Source organism: Nocardia sp. NPDC056000 (genome assembly GCF_042269265.1).
Lineage (GTDB): Bacteria > Actinomycetota > Actinomycetes > Mycobacteriales > Mycobacteriaceae > Nocardia.
In genome coordinates this window covers 472,847-488,855 of record NZ_JBHJXS010000006.1, presented here as the reverse complement: position 1 = coordinate 488,855, position 16,009 = coordinate 472,847, and the positions used below count along the sequence as shown (strand labels likewise).

General features: G+C 61.1%; 13 protein-coding genes. 9 read left to right on the top strand and 4 right to left on the bottom strand.

The window, feature by feature from the left end; genetic code table 11:
• Positions 1 to 26 precede the first annotated feature (26 nt).
• Genes ACFC4D_RS20840 through ACFC4D_RS20825 form a run of 4 tightly spaced genes read left to right on the top strand, consistent with a single transcriptional unit; the run spans position 27 to position 3,773 of the window.
• Positions 27 to 350, top strand: coding sequence for a type VII secretion target (locus ACFC4D_RS20840; RefSeq protein ID WP_376065502.1), 324 nt, complete (start codon positions 27 to 29; stop codon positions 348 to 350).
• A complete protein-coding gene (locus ACFC4D_RS20835) occupies positions 347 to 2,680 on the top strand; it encodes a hypothetical protein (RefSeq protein WP_376065499.1) in 2,334 nt (777 codons plus the stop codon). The genes ACFC4D_RS20840 and ACFC4D_RS20835 overlap by 4 nt, the downstream gene beginning before the upstream one ends.
• Positions 2,677 to 3,507: a hypothetical protein gene (locus tag ACFC4D_RS20830; protein WP_376065496.1), complete on the top strand. Its 831-nt coding sequence runs from the start codon at positions 2,677 to 2,679 to the stop codon at positions 3,505 to 3,507. The genes ACFC4D_RS20835 and ACFC4D_RS20830 overlap by 4 nt, the downstream gene beginning before the upstream one ends.
• 17 nt (positions 3,508 to 3,524) lie before the next feature.
• Positions 3,525 to 3,773: a hypothetical protein gene (locus tag ACFC4D_RS20825; protein WP_376065493.1), complete on the top strand. Its 249-nt coding sequence runs from the start codon at positions 3,525 to 3,527 to the stop codon at positions 3,771 to 3,773.
• A 5-nt stretch (positions 3,774 to 3,778) separates the two neighbouring features.
• Here ACFC4D_RS20825 and ACFC4D_RS20820 read toward each other — a convergent pair whose 3' ends face one another.
• Positions 3,779 to 3,997: a hypothetical protein gene (locus ACFC4D_RS20820; RefSeq protein ID WP_376065490.1), complete on the bottom strand. Its 219-nt coding sequence runs from the start codon at positions 3,995 to 3,997 to the stop codon at positions 3,779 to 3,781.
• Between the two features lie 280 nt (positions 3,998 to 4,277).
• Here ACFC4D_RS20820 and ACFC4D_RS20815 point away from each other — a divergent pair, with 280 nt between their 5' ends.
• From ACFC4D_RS20815 to ACFC4D_RS20805, 3 genes are all read left to right on the top strand, one after another.
• Complete coding sequence (locus ACFC4D_RS20815; RefSeq protein ID WP_376065487.1) at positions 4,278 to 4,454, top strand: hypothetical protein; 177 nt, start codon at positions 4,278 to 4,280, stop codon at positions 4,452 to 4,454.
• 968 nt (positions 4,455 to 5,422) lie between these two features.
• Entirely contained in the window at positions 5,423 to 6,325 is a 903-nt protein-coding gene (locus ACFC4D_RS20810; protein ID WP_376065484.1) for a helix-turn-helix domain-containing protein, read from the top strand.
• Positions 6,322 to 6,525, top strand: a complete 204-nt coding sequence (locus ACFC4D_RS20805; RefSeq protein WP_376065481.1) for a DUF397 domain-containing protein — start codon at positions 6,322 to 6,324, stop codon at positions 6,523 to 6,525. Before ACFC4D_RS20810 ends, ACFC4D_RS20805 begins: the two co-directional genes overlap by 4 nt.
• Positions 6,526 to 6,622: 97 nt before the next feature.
• Here ACFC4D_RS20805 and ACFC4D_RS20800 read toward each other — a convergent pair whose 3' ends face one another.
• Genes ACFC4D_RS20800 through ACFC4D_RS20790 form a run of 3 tightly spaced genes read right to left on the bottom strand, consistent with a single transcriptional unit; the run spans position 6,623 to position 12,800 of the window.
• On the bottom strand, positions 6,623 to 10,072 hold the full coding sequence (locus tag ACFC4D_RS20800) for a DEAD/DEAH box helicase family protein (protein WP_376065480.1): 3,450 nt from the start codon (positions 10,070 to 10,072) through the stop codon (positions 6,623 to 6,625).
• Complete coding sequence (locus ACFC4D_RS20795; RefSeq protein WP_376065479.1) at positions 10,069 to 11,274, bottom strand: restriction endonuclease subunit S; 1,206 nt, start codon at positions 11,272 to 11,274, stop codon at positions 10,069 to 10,071. The genes ACFC4D_RS20800 and ACFC4D_RS20795 overlap by 4 nt, the downstream gene beginning before the upstream one ends.
• Positions 11,271 to 12,800, bottom strand: a complete 1,530-nt coding sequence (locus ACFC4D_RS20790; RefSeq protein ID WP_376065477.1) for an N-6 DNA methylase — start codon at positions 12,798 to 12,800, stop codon at positions 11,271 to 11,273. Before ACFC4D_RS20790 ends, ACFC4D_RS20795 begins: the two co-directional genes overlap by 4 nt.
• On the opposite strand from ACFC4D_RS20790, the gene ACFC4D_RS20785 reads away from it, so the two are divergent.
• Positions 12,793 to 13,476, top strand: coding sequence for a hypothetical protein (locus tag ACFC4D_RS20785; RefSeq protein ID WP_376065475.1), 684 nt, complete (start codon positions 12,793 to 12,795; stop codon positions 13,474 to 13,476). The two genes, ACFC4D_RS20790 and ACFC4D_RS20785, sit on opposite strands and share 8 nt — an antisense overlap.
• Positions 13,476 to 15,818 (top strand): N-6 DNA methylase, encoded by a 2,343-nt coding sequence (locus ACFC4D_RS20780; protein WP_376065473.1) that lies wholly within the window; start codon positions 13,476 to 13,478, stop codon positions 15,816 to 15,818. Before ACFC4D_RS20785 ends, ACFC4D_RS20780 begins: the two co-directional genes overlap by 1 nt.
• The last annotated feature ends 191 nt before the right edge of the window (positions 15,819 to 16,009 follow it).

Here is a 16,009-nt window from a genome sequence, read left to right as displayed (position 1 = left end):
GCGGGATTCGAACAGGGGGGCGTGACATGCGAGTGTCGCCGGAGGAACTGCGTAAGGCCGCGACGACCGTCGAGGGTTTCGCCGATCGAATCGGCAAGGCACCGGTGCGTGACGGCGAACCGATTGTCGACGCCATCGCCGGGGTGCTACGCGGTGGCCCAGCTATCGCAGCTGCGCTCCACACCGTGGATCCGGCCATGAAGAAGGCTGTGACGGTCGCGACCGGCCGGTTCCAGGAAATCGCGGCGATTTTCCGTACCTCCGCCGATGAGTATCACGGCACTGATGTGGATTCGGCGGCCCGGCTCGACGCGCTGGGGGACCTGAACGCTGGTGTGAGCCCGGCGTGACGACGCCGACCCGGAGCCAGGCGGAGGTGATCGTGCTCGACCTCGACGAGGTCGCCACCCGGGCCGAATCGATTGCGACCACCCTGCGTGGTACGGCCGATGACCTGGACGGCTGTATCGACGGCATGAGCTGGTCCGGCGAGGGCCGCAAGGGCGCTGAACACCGTGCAGGCAGTGAACGTCAGCAAATGCGTACCCTGGCAACCGCATTCGAGAACCTTGCCACTGCCTGCAACACCGCCCAGACGACGCTGGCGCCCATCTTGGAAACGATGAGAACCTCGCTGGCCTGGTTGCGCAAGAACAGCTATGAGATCGCCGAGGACTGGTCGGTCACCGACAAACTCAACTATGGGGCCGCGTTCGCGCTGGTGAAAGATGACCAGCCCGGGAAGGACCGGCTCAACCGGCTCAAGGCCGATCGAGCCGACGAGGCAGCGAATCAGACGGTCGCTCTGCAACGTTTGGCCGCCAGCTACGGCATCGACGACGACACGTGCGCGCAAGCGATCGGTAAGGCCGTCGCCGACATGGGTACGCTTGCCCCCGCCTCGGCGGGGCTGAGCCCCGCACTCGCCGATTCGGACCTCACGGCATTCGAAAAGGGCCAGGCCACTCCGGAACAGATCGCTCGCCTGCAAGCCGCCACTCACCTGACCGACCAACAACTCGATGATCTTCGTGCCGGTAGACAGGTCGACATCACGCAGGGCCAGTTCGACTATGCCCGTGAGATCATGCGTGACCTGGACAACTTGAGTGTCGAGCAGATCGATCACCTCGCCGATAAGCTGCCGCCGAGCCAACAGCAGCCGGTCCGGGCCGGAATCGCCGACGCCCTGCAGATGATGTCCAATCCGCAGATCGGCACCAGCGGCGGCGCTCAGGACGGGCAGCCCGCGGACCGGCCGGATCACGGCGGCATGATGGTGCTGCCGACCCAGGTCCGCACACTGCTGACCGACAATCCGCAAAAGGCGAAGAGCTTGGCGCGTGCGGATACGGCGGGTGCCTCGATCGAGGTGCCTCGACTGAACGATTTCAAGGCGTTGAACGAGCTGCTGGGCAGCGGGGACGCGAAGCTGGCTCGCGGCACCGATATTGACCGTGGTCTGCTCAAACAGGGCGCGGAGATCGCGGGCAGCAGAGCACAGCACATCTACGGCAGCTCAGGAGATACTCCGAGTTCGGTGGCCGATATGTTATTGAGCCGCGCCGGAATCGACAACACGGCGGTCAACGACTTCTTGACCGGCGGCCCCACCCTCCCCGGCGGCACCCACCGCATGGACGTCACCGTCACCCAGGGCGGACACTACGATGTCGAGTCCCATGTCGCCGACGTGATCAACCACGACTGGGATGGACACGACGCCGGCATCTCGAAGGTCATCACCACCGCGGGCGAATTCGCCACCGATCCCAATGACACGCTCCGAGCGCAGTCCGGCACTTCGGTGCACGCATTGGCCAGCTACATCGGTCAGCACGGAGACGACCTGCTGCACATCAAGACCCTCACCGGGCCCAAGGAATTCGGGATCGCCAACCCCGGCATGGCACAGGCGTTGGCATCCACGCTGTCGCCGTACATTCCGGACATGGCCGGAGTCCGTTCCGATCTCCTGCACACGAGCGGTTTTACCCATGACATCGATACAGGGCAGCTGAAAAACGTGTTCGCGGTAATCGACTCGGACCAGACCGCGGCGACCCAGTTCAACAGCTCGGCCTACGCGGCTGTCTCCCAGCTGAATCAGCAATTCGGTACTACCGGCGCTCACGACTACAGGTTGCCAGAATGGGCGGGCAGCATCGATGCGGCAGCCCGCGACGGGATGCAACTCGAGCTCGAGACCAGAGGACTGCAAGCGGCGGCCAATCTGAAGGCGCAAACGATGATGTTCGACTCCGTGCGGGAAGGTGTCGCGTTCAGCGCCAAACAGATTCCCCTCGTGGGTGCCGCCGTGGAGTTGGAGGTGAAGGCGTCCTCACCGGAAGTCAAGGCTTGGCTGCTCGGATCGGTACCCAATCTCCATGAGACCGTTGATCTGACCTCGAACGCCAACCCTGCCCAGCGGTACTACAACATCCTTGAAGGCATGACACAGCTGCCGGATCATCCCGACTTCCGATCGGACCAGAATGTCGGACGGTACTTCGACCCAAACACGGGCAAACTGAAGTCATTCGAAGAGATCGCAGGGACGCTACCGAGGGAGAATCTGCCCGAATTCGACAGTGCCATGCGAAATCTCCTCCCCGGCTTGGCCAACTACGATGCCAGCTGGGCCAATGGGCACGATCGGAATGGAGTTCCACACAAGTGAGATCTGGTCGAATCCGCATTCGCCGAGCGACGACTGTCGCCGCACTCGCTGTCGTCTTGGTCGCGGGATGCTCGGACAACCACCAGACCGCGGCGCCCTATCAGCTTTCCGATAATGTGCAATTCTCCTACCGGTGGTCGTCCACTCCTGGGCTGGGCCTGGACTCCGACGCCGCCATTGTCACGCGCGCCACCATCGAATCCGCGTTCATCGCGACTATCATGCGCACAACCAACAAGAGCGACGAAGGCAAATTCACGTATCCCGGGTATACCCGCGCTGTGGCCCCGGTTATGACAAATGCTCCGGGCTCCCTGTACAGCGTGTGGGACGCGGGCACCCTCGATTCCTGGGTCCCGGTACATGGCACTGCCTACGCCTACCTGGTCTCGGTACAGAAATCCTCGGGCGACGCCACGGCCCACACGATGGACGCGTTGGCCTGCGTGTGGTTCAACGGCTTGTCCGTGAGCTTGCAGCCGGAAAGCTTCCGGTCGCTGTTCGTCCTTGTCCCTCAAGCCGTGCGGTTGAAGCTTCGCGCGCCACAGGACGAGACGCCAAAACTCACTGCACTCGGACACGGCCCATCCCGCTATCCGACCACCGACGTATTCGGTCAGTGGTCCGTGGAATCCGTTGCCGTCAACAGCAGTTGGATTCAGGCAAAGGGGGTTCCATATGAGGATCCGTGCCTGGGGCTGCCCAACAACCCGGTTCCGCCGGAACAGCTGAACACCACCGAACTGACCTACTACCCGAAGCACCTCCCGGCACTCGACCCGGTGCCCGGTTGGGCGGCGACCAACGCTGAACCGACCAAGCCGTAGAACCAGGGTGATCTCGGATGAGCATCGATGACCTGCCACCCGAGTTTCGCGCCGCATTGCTTTCTACGCCGCAGCAGCCACCCGCGGCGGTCGCCAAGGACTCCGAACCTACCGCCAACCGCGAAACCATCTGGGAATCGGACGGATTCGAGGAACCACCATGCATCCGAACCGAAGGCTGGGACGATGTGCCAGCCGCGCTGATCATCCCCGACACTGTTCGCCTGCGGCCCTTCACCATCCTCGATATCGAAGACGACGAGTAGTCGGGTTACCTCAGAAGCGTCGTCGAGTCTTTCGATCGCCCGCCTGCGGGAATCAGGCGCGGCTGGAATAGCGTGGCGTCGATGATTTCAACGATCTCATCTGCAAAACGGTCGACGAACTGCGAGCCAGCCCGCTCGACGACTTCGAGAAGTACGCGATGGTCGTCGTAAACGAAGTGCAGGACTGTACGTTGCTCGAACTGCCTCTGGTGCACCCAGCGCATCGAGGCCTCCAATACCGTCGACGACCTCGATAGCGGACCCGGCTTCGTACTTCGCGATAGCGAAGCTGTATTGAGTGGCGGGCGCGCGGTCGAAAAAATTGTGCACCGCAACGCAATTGAAGACGAACTGATCGCGGCCATCACTGAATCAGCCTTCGCATACTCCGAGATCGCGGTGATCACTCATACGCCGCAGGAGGCGGTCAAGTATCGGGACGCACTGAAGCGAGCAGGTCTCCCAGTGCTTCCGCTCATGGACTAGGACGGCACGCAACCTGGCGTGATCAAAGTCGGGTCCGTCCGCCGCGGCAAGGGTACGGACTTCGGCGCTGTCTTCCACATCACCGAATCGGTCGATGTGCCGCTGAGCGAGCTGGCTGGAGGAGAGCGGAACCGGGCCGAGATCCTGGCCCGCCAAACACTGGTCACGCTGACCAGGGCTCGGGACTACATCTAGGGTCGCTTACCTTCGGGATTGAGCACGATGCAAGTGGATCTCGGCGGTCATGATGCTCAAACATCGACACGATCCGGGAACCGAATGATGGTCGCGGGCTTCTGGGCGAAGTCGTCCTCCAATCGCTCGTTCGCGGCGCGGACCCGCCCGCACGGCGGGTCGCAGTCGCGGTGGAGCGCCCTGGCCTCGACGGCCTCCGTCTGCGTCATCCGGCTCTCGGACTCGCCGACGGTGTGCGATTCGAGCATCTTCAGGCGTGGACCGTACCGCTCTGCGGTTTCCGGACTCCGCGGTCCTGGGCCGACTATTCTTCTTGCCCAATGCCATTCGTTACGATCGGCGATCTCGAGTAGTTGCCGCAGGCGGCCGCAACTCTTGGCGTTATGTCCAGGTCCGGCAATGCAGTTGCGATGCGGGTACAGCAATGCCCGCACGCCGTGCGGATAGCGCAAGTCGACTCGGTACTCCGAAACGGGGTGGTGATCGAGCCTCGAGGAGACGCCGGTCATCGCTGCCGCTCGCTTCCCTTGGCTCGATGCCGCCCAGGGCCTCGCATCGCTGCGATGGGATAGGTGCTACCGGTGGAGAGTTCGAGCGGAAGTGCAGCCCGCCGCTTGTGTGCGTATTGGCCGTCGCGCAGCTCTGCAACCATCGCCCCGATAACGGTGATCAGGCCAGTTGTGAGCATGACGAGCAAAACCAAAGATTCCCAAGGCATTTCGATGTCCCCTTGTCGATGTCCGATCTGCTGTCCCGAGCGGCGCTTCGGCCGAGCTCGCCGCCCAGTGGTGGTGAGAGCCATTAGGGACCTGCACCGACTGCAGTGGAGGCATTTTCGGATCGTCCAAATGAATCCGCCCATTTCCCCTGCACGCCATCCGAAGCGCGCGGAAGATGGCATCCAACAATTCGAGCTACACCATCCATGAACAGTGCACGAGTCATCCAAAAACTCGGGAGCAAAGCTTATGATCGGCAAGAATCCGACTACGATTCCCCGGCGACAGCTGGGCCGGCAGCTTCGTGAAATGCGCCAATCCGCAGGGCTTTCCATTGCCGACGCCGCGCGGCTGATCGAGCGCGGGGCCGGAACGCTTCAGCGGTTGGAGAAGGGCGAGAACCCCCGGATCAGGCTGTTGGACATCGAGGCGCTGTGCCGCTTGTACGGCGCGGGCAAGGACAAGCTGGGTGCTTTACAGGCTCTCGCGAAGGAAGCCGATGAGCGCATGCGGCCGGTGGATGAGCGCGTTTGGTGGCATCGGTACGACGATCTGATCCCGGACGACTTCGAGACCTACATGAGCCTGGAAGCCGCAGCGACACAGGTGATCATGTACCAGACCGACCTGGTGCCAGGGCTGGTCCAGACGGCCGATTACGCGCGAGCGCTGGACCGAGCATTCTTCACAACGGATACGCCAATGGACCTGGAACAGCGCATCGAGGTGAAGCTCCGTCGGCAATGTGCACTCATACGGAAGCTGTCCCCAGTTGAGGTCGACCTACTCCTCGATGAAGCGGTGATCAGGCGTATTGCGGGAAACCGGCGAGTGATGGCCGTCCAGCTCCGGAAGCTGGCTGACGCTCCGCCGAATGTGCGGATCCGCATCATGCCGTTCACCGCTGGATTCCCGCTCGGGACCGCTCCCGGCCCGTTCGTGATTCTTCGATTCCCAACCGATCCCAGTACGGGCGAGCCGGTTGAGCCCACCACTGTATATAGCGAGTCCTATGGGTCCCGGCTTTACTACGACCGAACGACGACCGTGACGCGATACCTGGAGGCCCACAATGGCATTGGGCAGGTAGCGTTGGACGAGGCGGATAGCAAACATTTGCTCAGGCAGGTAGCGAAGGAGTTCGAAGCATGAATGACGTGCGCGAAGCCCACTGGTTCAAGAGCAGCTTCAGCGCTGGCGGCGAAGCGTGTGTCGAAGCCGCCCACTTGGGCGGCAGTGTCGGGGTACGCGACTCGAAGTTGGGGACCGCCAGCCCGGTGCTGATTTTTGATGGTTCAACCTGGGACCGGTTCAATGACGCCGTGAAGTCCGGCCGGTTCGACCGCCGTTGAGGTATGGGCCTGCACCGGCATAATCCGACGCAGGCACAAGCCATCCTATTGACGCACTGCCGGGATGTGTACCTGGGCATGGCGTGCGCCATCTGGATCAAGCGGTCTGGGTGTCAAGCGGGATCGCTGTGGCACGCAGGTGGGTCAGCACCTCTTCCATCGCGTCAATGTCGCTCGGGGAGAACAACTCCTCGGGTCCACGTGGTGCCAGACCGCTGAATGGGGGATCGTAGAGTGCTCCGACATTGACTATGCCATTCTTGCTGATTACCTTGACCAACAGCCGAAGAAAGTCCAGCTGGTTCGCCGAAAGCTTTCGGTTCGACTGGAATTCGTCGAAGGCGGCCATGGCTGCGTGTTCCTCGAGGCCCGCGACCGCACGCAGGAACAGTCCCAGCTGACCGTCATACTCGGATTTGGCGAGCTGTACGTCTTCGATAGTGCCGAATCCTTCCGCGATGAAGACCTTTTCCAGGAAGGCTATGTCCATCGTGGTTATTTGCCGACCGCGCCGGAGTTTCTGGACGGCGATCTGGTCGTCGTGCTCGGTAAGGTAGGCGCGGACCTTGGCTTCGAATCGTGCCTTGCCACGAATCCCGGTGAGCGCGGTGAGTTCTTGGATACGCAGCTGGCCGAGCTCATCTTCGAAGTCGGTGTAGACGGGGCTGCGCCCGGACGGCTTGATATTGGAGACCAGCGCGCGCAGACGGCAGCGCAATGTCTCCAGCATGGGAAGGGTGATGTCTTCCCACCAGGTGTCTGTGCAGACTTCTTCCAGAAAATCATAGTGTCTGGCGACGGCAGGAACATTTCGGAGGCTATCACTCATGAGTTCAGCGGCGACCTCTTGCACCTGGATTTTCAGGGAGGGGAATCCTGGCTCGCCGGTGAGAGTCGCGTACTCCAGGCGGAGCACCAGGTAGTCAAAGCGTTTGGCTTGCGGACTGTTGCCGTCCTCGACGAATTCGGTGGGCAGACCGGCGATCTGGTCGAGTTCTGTGCGCTTCTCGGGAGTGATGCGTTGCCATGCGGAGGTGTCGGTGAAGGCTTCGACCTGTCGCAGCTTACCGCGCACTTCGATGCCATTCGGGTTCATACCCGCGACTTGCCGATGCAGGGTCTGCGCGATCTGCCAGCGAACGTCGCCGACGCTCTGTGGCTCGCCGTCAGGGATTTCGGCGGGGGTCTCACCGGGGTCCTGGAGCCGATCCAGTTCCAGAAGCAAATCCGCGCGTTGCCGGAACAGCTTCTCACGCAGCGAGATCGTGGCGCGGCCTTCCGCGGTGGCGAGATTCTGATTGAAGTATTCGACATTCTGACACAGGTCGAACACCACAAAACCGGTCTTGTGGTGTCCAGGGCCGAACAGGTTTTCGCAAAGCCTGGTGCCGCGGCCGAGCATCTGCCAGAACTTGGTCTTGGATCGCACCATCTTCGCGAACACCAGGTTCACTACGGAGGGAACGTCCAGGCCGGTGTCGAGCATATCGACGGAGATAGCGAGATACGGGGCGCTGTCCTGCTTCTCGAACTTGTCGATGAGGCTCTGAGCGTTGTCGGCCTTGCTGGTGATGATGGAGGCGAAGTCGCCACGGAAGTGCGGGTACAGCTCGTCGAAGCGACGAGCGATCAGCCCGGCATGATTGGTATTGCGCGCGAAGACGATCGTTTTGCCGATGTGTTCGCCGCCATTGACCTTCAGCCCGTACTCCATCACCGTTTGCAGCATCTTGTCGACGGTGTCCGTATTGAACAGGAACTTATTGAGATCGTCGGCGGCGACTTCTTCGGGGATGCCGTCATCGTCGGCCGCCCACTCTGCCGAGTCCCACTGTTGTTTCTCTTCCTCGGACAGCTCGTTGTACCGAATGCCGGAGCGCTGAAACTTCAACGGCACGTCGATGACGGTCGGCGGCACAAGATTCTTATCGGCCACGGCGTCGTCGAGGTCGTAATTGTCGGTCGGCACCCCGTCCTCGAGGTGGAACAGCGAGTACGTGTTGTGGTCGATATCGTCGCGGGGCGTGGCGGTCAAGCCGACCAGCAGCGAGTCGAAGTAGGTGAACAGCGTTCCGTACTTCTGATACACCGACCGATGCGCTTCGTCGATGATGACCAGGTCGAAATGTCCAGGGCCGAAACGCTTCACGCCTTCGCTGTCGGTCTCATCGGTCAGCGCCATCATGGTCTGGTAGGTGCTCACGTACACCCGACCGGTCTTCGTCTTATCGTTGAGCAGGTTCACCGTGGTCAATGCCGGGGCGTGCGTCTTGAACGCCTTCGCCGCCTGATTCACCAGCACCTGACGGTCGGCCAGGAACAGCACCCGCTTCACCCAGCCCGCACGGGCCAGCAGATCGACCAGTGCTATCGCGGTGCGAGTTTTGCCAGTGCCGGTCGCCATCACCAGCAGTGCTTGCCGGCGGTTGTCGTTCTCGAAACTGGCGGCGATATGCCGGATGGCGCGAGTCTGGTAGTAGCGGTTGACGATCTGGTCGTTGATGGTCTCGGTGGACAGCCTGCGGCGACCGGCGCGCTGCTGAATCAGGTGTTGCAGTTCCTCTTTGGTGTAGAAGCCCTGCACGCGGCGTGGCGGATAGTGCTTGTCGTCCCAGATCCAGGTTTCAAAACCGTTGGTGTAGAAGATGATCGGCCGCTGACCGGTCTTCAGCTCGAGAGCGTCCGCGTACTGCCGCGCCTGTTCCTTGCCCGCGATGTCGGGATCCTTGGAGGCCCGCTTGGCTTCGACCAGGCCGAGCGGTTTCCCATTGTCGCCCCACAGCACATAGTCGACGCGGCCCTTTCCGCTGGGCGTCGGCAGGCCGGTGACCGGGTATTCCCGATCCTCGAGTTTGCTCAACTCCCAACCAGCTTCATTAAGCAGCCTGTCGATGTACAGGGCGCGGGTCTTCGCTTCGGTGTAGTCGTGTGTATCGGGCACCATCTGGTTGGCCTGCTTGGCCACCTTGATCTGCGCTCGCAGCTCGGCCAGCTCCGCCTCGAGATTCGAATTGGCGTCCCGCTGCGCTTCGAGAGCTACGCGCTGCTGCTCAAACCCGGCGATCATTGCCTGAATCTCGGCCTGCTTCTTACGCCGCACCTCGGCCGGAACCGGCCGAGGCACCCGGGTGAGGTCGAACGTAAGCGCCGCGGAGGGAAGGTTTGCCGAATCGCGAGAGTAGTTGCGCGCCACCCAGTACATGACCTGGAACAGCTCGCCGAGAGTCGAGAGCGAGGTGGCCGCGTTGACCGGCCGCTTACCGTGCACACTCTCATTGCCGACCTTGCGGATCAGATCCATCTTCGCCCGCAAATCGGTTCCCGCCAACTGCACCATGGTCGGCTCATTGATCTTGCCGCTCAGATCATTCTTGTACGGCGTCCTCAGCTTCACCTCGGCGTCGTACAACCATCCCAAAGCCAACTCCAGCGTCCTGCGGGCGAGAATGCACGCCACCCGCGGATCCGCCACCCCCACCCGTTCGGCCCGAACCGCCTCATCGAACAAGTCCGGCCACTCGGCCCGCAGGAACGCGAAGTTGCTCACGAAAGTCCTTCCCCCTCAAGGTGATCGAGATCATCTTGCCAGAGTTCGCCGCGGAAGGCACGGGACTGAAGGGAGTTGAAGAGATTGTCAAGACGGGCCAGATGGACCGAGGCCATCGCACGGTGCTTCGCGAGTTCGGACAACTTGTCGGCGTAGCTACGCTGAGCCGCGATCGGTGGCACTGGAACGATTACGGAGCTCAGCCCATCGATATTTATATTGAACTGTCCAGCCGACGTCTTGCTGTGCTCGCGTAGCATTGCACGTCCGGTCGGTCCGAGCATAAATTCTCGAATATAGGTCGAGTCAACCATTGATAGATTGAGTCGCGCTCTTATTAAGTACGAAGCATAGATCCATTCATTCGGATGAAATTCCAAACCCGATACGTTCGATGTCGTGAAGGTTGCGCAGCGTCCAACATTTTCTGGACTGCCATTTGTTCTAACGAATAAGAGATCGCCGTCCTGTAGGCGCAACCTTTCGAGTTCGTGCGGCGAAACGGGCACTGTCTTTATTTCAGTTAGATCGATTCCCCCGCCGATAACATTAGGAATTCGTAACGCTGGATAGCCGGAGTCGGTGGACTTGTTGGAGGTTCCGTATCGAAACTCAGTCACAAGCTCCGAGAATCGATAATTTTCCCATTGACTTTCAATGGGAGTGTCAAACATATCATAGAAGAGAGACTGAGCGAGGCTGTCGAGGAGATCTACGGCACGTCGTCTCATCGCCCGAAGTGCATCAGCCTTGTCCAACATGCGTGCAATACGTTGCTGCGAGCTCAAAGGGAGATTATCTATTCTCAACTCCCCAATGTCCTGGCGATTTACCTGCTTAAAAGTAGCTCCGCGGCCTTTCGATGCAAGTTCCTCGGATACATAGTCAAGCCAATGCCAGAGGTAACGATGATCGAGACGCTGGGTTGGCCGTATTGATGCAACGCCGCGACCGAGAGCATACTGGCGATCGGCGATACGCTTCTCGCCGATTGAAGCCCTGATTCCGAGGATGAGATCGCCCGGCTGGGCTCGCTTCGACGGGTTCGTTGTATATTTCTTTGGACTAATACCTTGTCCGTTGAAATCTCCGGCGCCTGCGATCAACGGTAGGCCGTTACCGTCCGTGTTGTATGAATCGCCTGGTGGTGCCTGCCCCATTACAATTTCTGCCAACTCATCGAGCCTTGTTTTTGTCTTCATCCGAGCATCCCCTTCAGGACTGACATTCCTTGCTGGATTTCAGCCTCAAGTTGATCAAGCTCCTCGATGATCTCCAAAGGGGGACGATGCTCAACTTCGTTATGGATCGTCTGTTTATATCGGTTGAGGGACAGGTCAAAGTCTTGGGCGACGATGTCGGACAGGGGGACGCAGAAACTCTGGGCGGTGCGCGGGCGGTCATGCTCGGTGCCGTTGCGCAGGGGCCAGCGAGCAAGGACATCGGGGAGGTTGTTCTTGGCGTGGTCGTCGTCGGTGAGGGGAGTGCCAGGGGCAGCGCCGAGCTTGGTTTCCGAGAGCAAAGGTACGCGCTTGTCGTCGAGGCTGAAGCCGTCGGCAGTGACTTCGTAGAACCACACGGAATCGGTTCCGCCGCTATTGGTTTTGGTGAAGAAGAGGATAGCGGTGGAGACGCCGGCGTAGGGCTTGAAGACTCCGCTGGGGAGCTTCACGACCGCGTCGAGTTTGTGGTCCTCGACGAGCATGGTTCGAAGTTCCTTGTGCGCCTTGGTGGATCCGAACAGTACGCCGTCTGGGACGATGATGGCTGCCCGGCCGCCGGGCTTGAGTAAGCGCAGGAATAGAGCAAGAAAGAGGAGTTCGGTCTTCTTGGTCTTGACGATGGCCTGAAGATCCTTGGCAGTGGTCTCGTAGTCGAGGCTGCCGGCGAAGGGTGGATTGGCCAGAATCATGGAGTACCTGTCGGCCTCACCGGCGGCGCTCTCAGCCAGGGAATCCCTGTAGCGGATATCGGGCTGGTCGACACCGTGCATGAGCATGTTCATGCTGGCGATGCGCAGCATGGTGCGGTCGAAATCGAAGCCGTGGAACATGCGGCTGTCGAAATGGCGACGGAACTCTGGATCGAATAAGTCCTCGTGGTAGGTCTGGCTGATGTATTCGGCCGCACCGACGAGGAATCCCGCTGTGCCGCAAGCGGGATCGCAGATCTCGTCATTCGGTGCTGGGTTCATCATGCGCACGACCAAGTCGATGATTTGGCGGGGTGTGCGGAACTGGCCGTTCTGTCCCGCGGTGGCAAGCTTGCCGAGCATGTACTCGTACAGATCGCCTTTTGCGTCGCCGGCGCTGAGTGGCAACTCGTCGAGCAGATCCACGACCTTGCCGAGCAGGCCAGCGGTGGGAATGGTGAAGCGGGCGTCGCGCATGTGGTGGGCGTAGGTGGATTCGTCGCTGGCGTCGGTGTCGCTCAGCTCGCGCAACCACGGGAACACCTCGTCGCGGAACTTGGCGAACATCTCGTCAGGGTGCAGGTTCTTCAGTTTCGACCAGCGCAGATGGTCGGTCTCGTCGAGGTAGATCGGACGGTCGATGAACTGACCGGTACGGCTCGCCTTGTTCTCCTTGGATGCCTGGATGTCGTCCAACCGTCTCAGGAACATCAGATAGGTGATCTGCTCGATCACTTCGATGGGGTTGGAGATTCCTCCCGACCAGAAGGCATCCCAGAGGGTGTCGATCTTGGTGCGCAGTTCGCCAGTGATCACCGGCAAACTCTATCGAACCAGTGGGGGAGCTCATGTCCGCATGGGCTTTCACGCTCACTGGACGGGAGAGACCAATGATCTGAGTACGGCCAGTACTCAACTCGATGTAGGCTTGGCGCAGGTGCCGCTAGAAGCGCAGGTAGAGCGCTATGAGCTGGCCAGGATGCTGGATTACCTCCAGGGTCTTGCCCTGTTTGCCATGTATCCGATGGAGCGCACTGATAATACTATGATCGACAACGAGTCCGCAGCGGTGAAAACTCTCGTACGAACCGCTTCTACTCCCGCAGTGAGAGGTCATGACTCGTCACATCGTGCCGACGCAAGCGGCATTTTCCTACCGTTCGGTCCGATCCAGGGAGGTGTCAGCAGAGTGAATGCGGTATTCGAGCACGCCTGGGCCATGCCTTTCGGGCTGTGGGTGCTGCGCGGTGGCCTGGATACCTTCCTCGCCGTTCAGTGCGCACTCTGGTCGAAGCCGTCACGCCGACGTGATGCTCTATCAGTGCTTGGCTTACTTCTTTCGAATGGCATTGCTGTGCAGCGTAATTCGGGCGCAGATAAGTTGCGAGGGGCCACTTCGCCCAGGCGGCGCTGTGTCGAGTGTGGCGGCGTAACCTCTGCTCGCTTCGAGCTGTGTACGCAATGCCGACGAAAGTCAGATGAGGAGGAATGATGACCGATCTCGAGCGCCCGCAGCACAGTCCCGTCTATGTGCACCGGTCGAAAATCGCCGCGCTCGCGGGGGTTCAACGTCCCACCGTTACTACGTGGGAGAGGCGGAACCCCAAGACTTTTCCCGAGCCGGAAGGCTCGGACGACAAGGGCGAGTACTTCCGCCTCGATCATATGATCGCCTGGTTGTCGGATCGGCGCGTCCCGGATGCGAACCGTGACCCGCGCCAGGAACCGCCGGGAATTACATATGGTGAGCGGGTGCGTCGGGCACACACGGCCGAGAACGCGGCGCGCGTGGAGGCGGTTCTCACCGAGGATGATGCAGAGCAGCGTTCTGTTCGGCTGGCTAAACTATTGGGCCCGAACGGGTTTCGGCTACGGGGACGCACAGTCTCCGAATCCGACTACATATTGATTCTGATGTGCCTGATCTTCCTCCGTGTGCGAGCGAACGATTCATGGCAAGAACTGATCGATGCGGCAGGGACGCGATCGCAATCGGGTGAGGCGCTGCTGCGTGAAATGGGCTGGCGTATCGATCAGGTTTTGCGGGAACATGGCGTCGCGCCCGGCATGCGATCCGTCGTTCAAGGTTTGGGCTCCAGTCGTGTACAGGATGTGCGGGAGGTGCTGGAGCACTGCGGAAGGCTCGCCCTGCAAGGGTTTTCGAGCCTCTTTGAGCGATTCGCCGCGATCTCCGATCCACACACGGGGGAGTACTTCACACCGCCGTCGCTGGCGACTCTCATGGCGGATCTGGCGACGGGCGCGAAGCCGGTCTCCGGGCTGATCTACGATCCACACGCGCGCGGCGGTGAGTTGCTCTGCGCGGCGGTTCGGCACAGTGCGGAGAGCGGCGGTGCGCAGGTCCGCGGGGTGAGCGCCGACGAGCGTACCCTTCGTCTTGCTGCGATGCGGATCGCGATTGCGGGCGGATCAGGTGAATTCCGGTTGGGTCGCCTGTCTCCATGGCTGCACGGCGATGTGCCTGCGAAGGTTGTGGTAGTGAATCCACCGTTCAATCGCAAGTCCCAACTGTTCGGCGAATATCCCTCCACAGGTTGGGAATTCGGTGAGCCGCCGCCACACAATGACAACTTCGCCTGGTTGCAGCACGCCGCCGCGAATCTCACTTCGGACGGTGTTGCCGCGGTTCTCATGCCCGCCCAAGCGGCCGTGTCTGCCGATGCGAGGGAAGCGGCGATACGCCGGAACATGGTGGAGGCAGGCGTGGTCCGTGCCGTTATCGCGTTGCCTGCCAAGATGTTCCCGAATACCGATGTCGCGGCGACGCTCTGGATCATCACCAGGCCACAACAGGTCGAGCAGAGTGTGCTGCTGGTGGACGTGCGGAATATCGGTGTACAGGACGGTAAGCGCATCCTGTTGCCAGAACTGGCTGCGGCGGCCATCCTCAATCAGTACACCTGCAGGAAGGACATGGTTCCGGGGCAGGCTGTGGAGGTGACGAAGGGTGGGTCAGCGATCGTGGTCAGCCTGGAAACCATCCGGGCCGCAGGCCATCTACTGCGCCCTTCGGACTACCTGCGTCAGGCAGAGGACGTCCGGTTCGAGGCGCTTGCAGATGATCTAGGTCGTGCGTTCGCCGACTTCGCGCAGCGGCGAGACCGGGCGACGTCGGTTGCTGTGCTCGAACAGGTATCTGTGCACTTCTGGCCGAATCTGCCCGAACCCGGTTCCGCCGCCGGTCGGTGGGAGGCTCTGCTGGCGGAGATATGCGACATCCAACCCGGACCTTCTCATGACCTCATGCCTAAGGATGAAGCCCGCGAGAACTGCTCAGTTCCCGTCGTGAAACGACATCATCTGCGAGACTTCCGGGTGCTATCAGATGGAGCCGAATCGATCAGCTGGTCGGCGGCTGCCCGGTTGGATAAGTACTTGCTCCAGCCGAACGACATTCTGTTGGTCCGATCCGGCGCGATGATGGCGCCAGCCATCGTCGGCGCTGATCAGGGGCCGATGCTGTTGGGCAACAACCTGGTTCGCCTACGAATAAAAGACACGGCGAAGGTTGACGCACTGTTCTTACTAGGCCACCTCTCGGCCCGCCGGGTTCTGTCGGGTATCGCCGCTCGCGCCACCGGCACCGCAGTCGCGACCCTAAGCAAGGATGCCCTTGGTCGTCAGCCGATCATTTTGCCGCCGATCGACGAGCAGCACCGGATCGGCGAGGCCATGCGGGCCATCGACGGTCAGGTCGCGGCTTTCGAAGCCCTGGCCGCCGCTTCGGCCAAAGCCCGTGCGTCACTGGCGGACGCCCTGGCCACCGGGCATGTGGGACTGAATGATTCGATGTCGTCCAGTTCGCTGAACTGACGGTTCGGAGCGAACGCCAGATGTGCCGACTCTCCTGCCCGCACCGTGTGGCTATCTGGCACTGTCGGGCTGGCGTGAGGGCCGGACGTGGGGGGGGGGGGCGCGCCCCGCGGCGCCGAGCACCCCCAACCCCCCCAACACCCCCCACCCCACCCCCCCCCCGGGCGGGGGGGGGGGGGGGGAGCCCCGGC

Coding starts and splice junctions, on each gene's coding strand:
- ACFC4D_RS20810 (WP_376065484.1), top strand. CDS start 5,423: ATGATCGGCAAGAATCCGACTACGATTCCCCGGCGACAGCTGGGCCGG.
- ACFC4D_RS20840 (WP_376065502.1), top strand. CDS start 27: ATGCGAGTGTCGCCGGAGGAACTGCGTAAGGCCGCGACGACCGTCGAG.
- ACFC4D_RS20825 (WP_376065493.1), top strand. CDS start 3,525: ATGAGCATCGATGACCTGCCACCCGAGTTTCGCGCCGCATTGCTTTCT.
- ACFC4D_RS20780 (WP_376065473.1), top strand. CDS start 13,476: ATGACCGATCTCGAGCGCCCGCAGCACAGTCCCGTCTATGTGCACCGG.
- ACFC4D_RS20795 (WP_376065479.1), bottom strand. CDS start 11,274: ATGAAGACAAAAACAAGGCTCGATGAGTTGGCAGAAATTGTAATGGGG.
- ACFC4D_RS20820 (WP_376065490.1), bottom strand. CDS start 3,997: ATGCGCTGGGTGCACCAGAGGCAGTTCGAGCAACGTACAGTCCTGCAC.
- ACFC4D_RS20805 (WP_376065481.1), top strand. CDS start 6,322: ATGAATGACGTGCGCGAAGCCCACTGGTTCAAGAGCAGCTTCAGCGCT.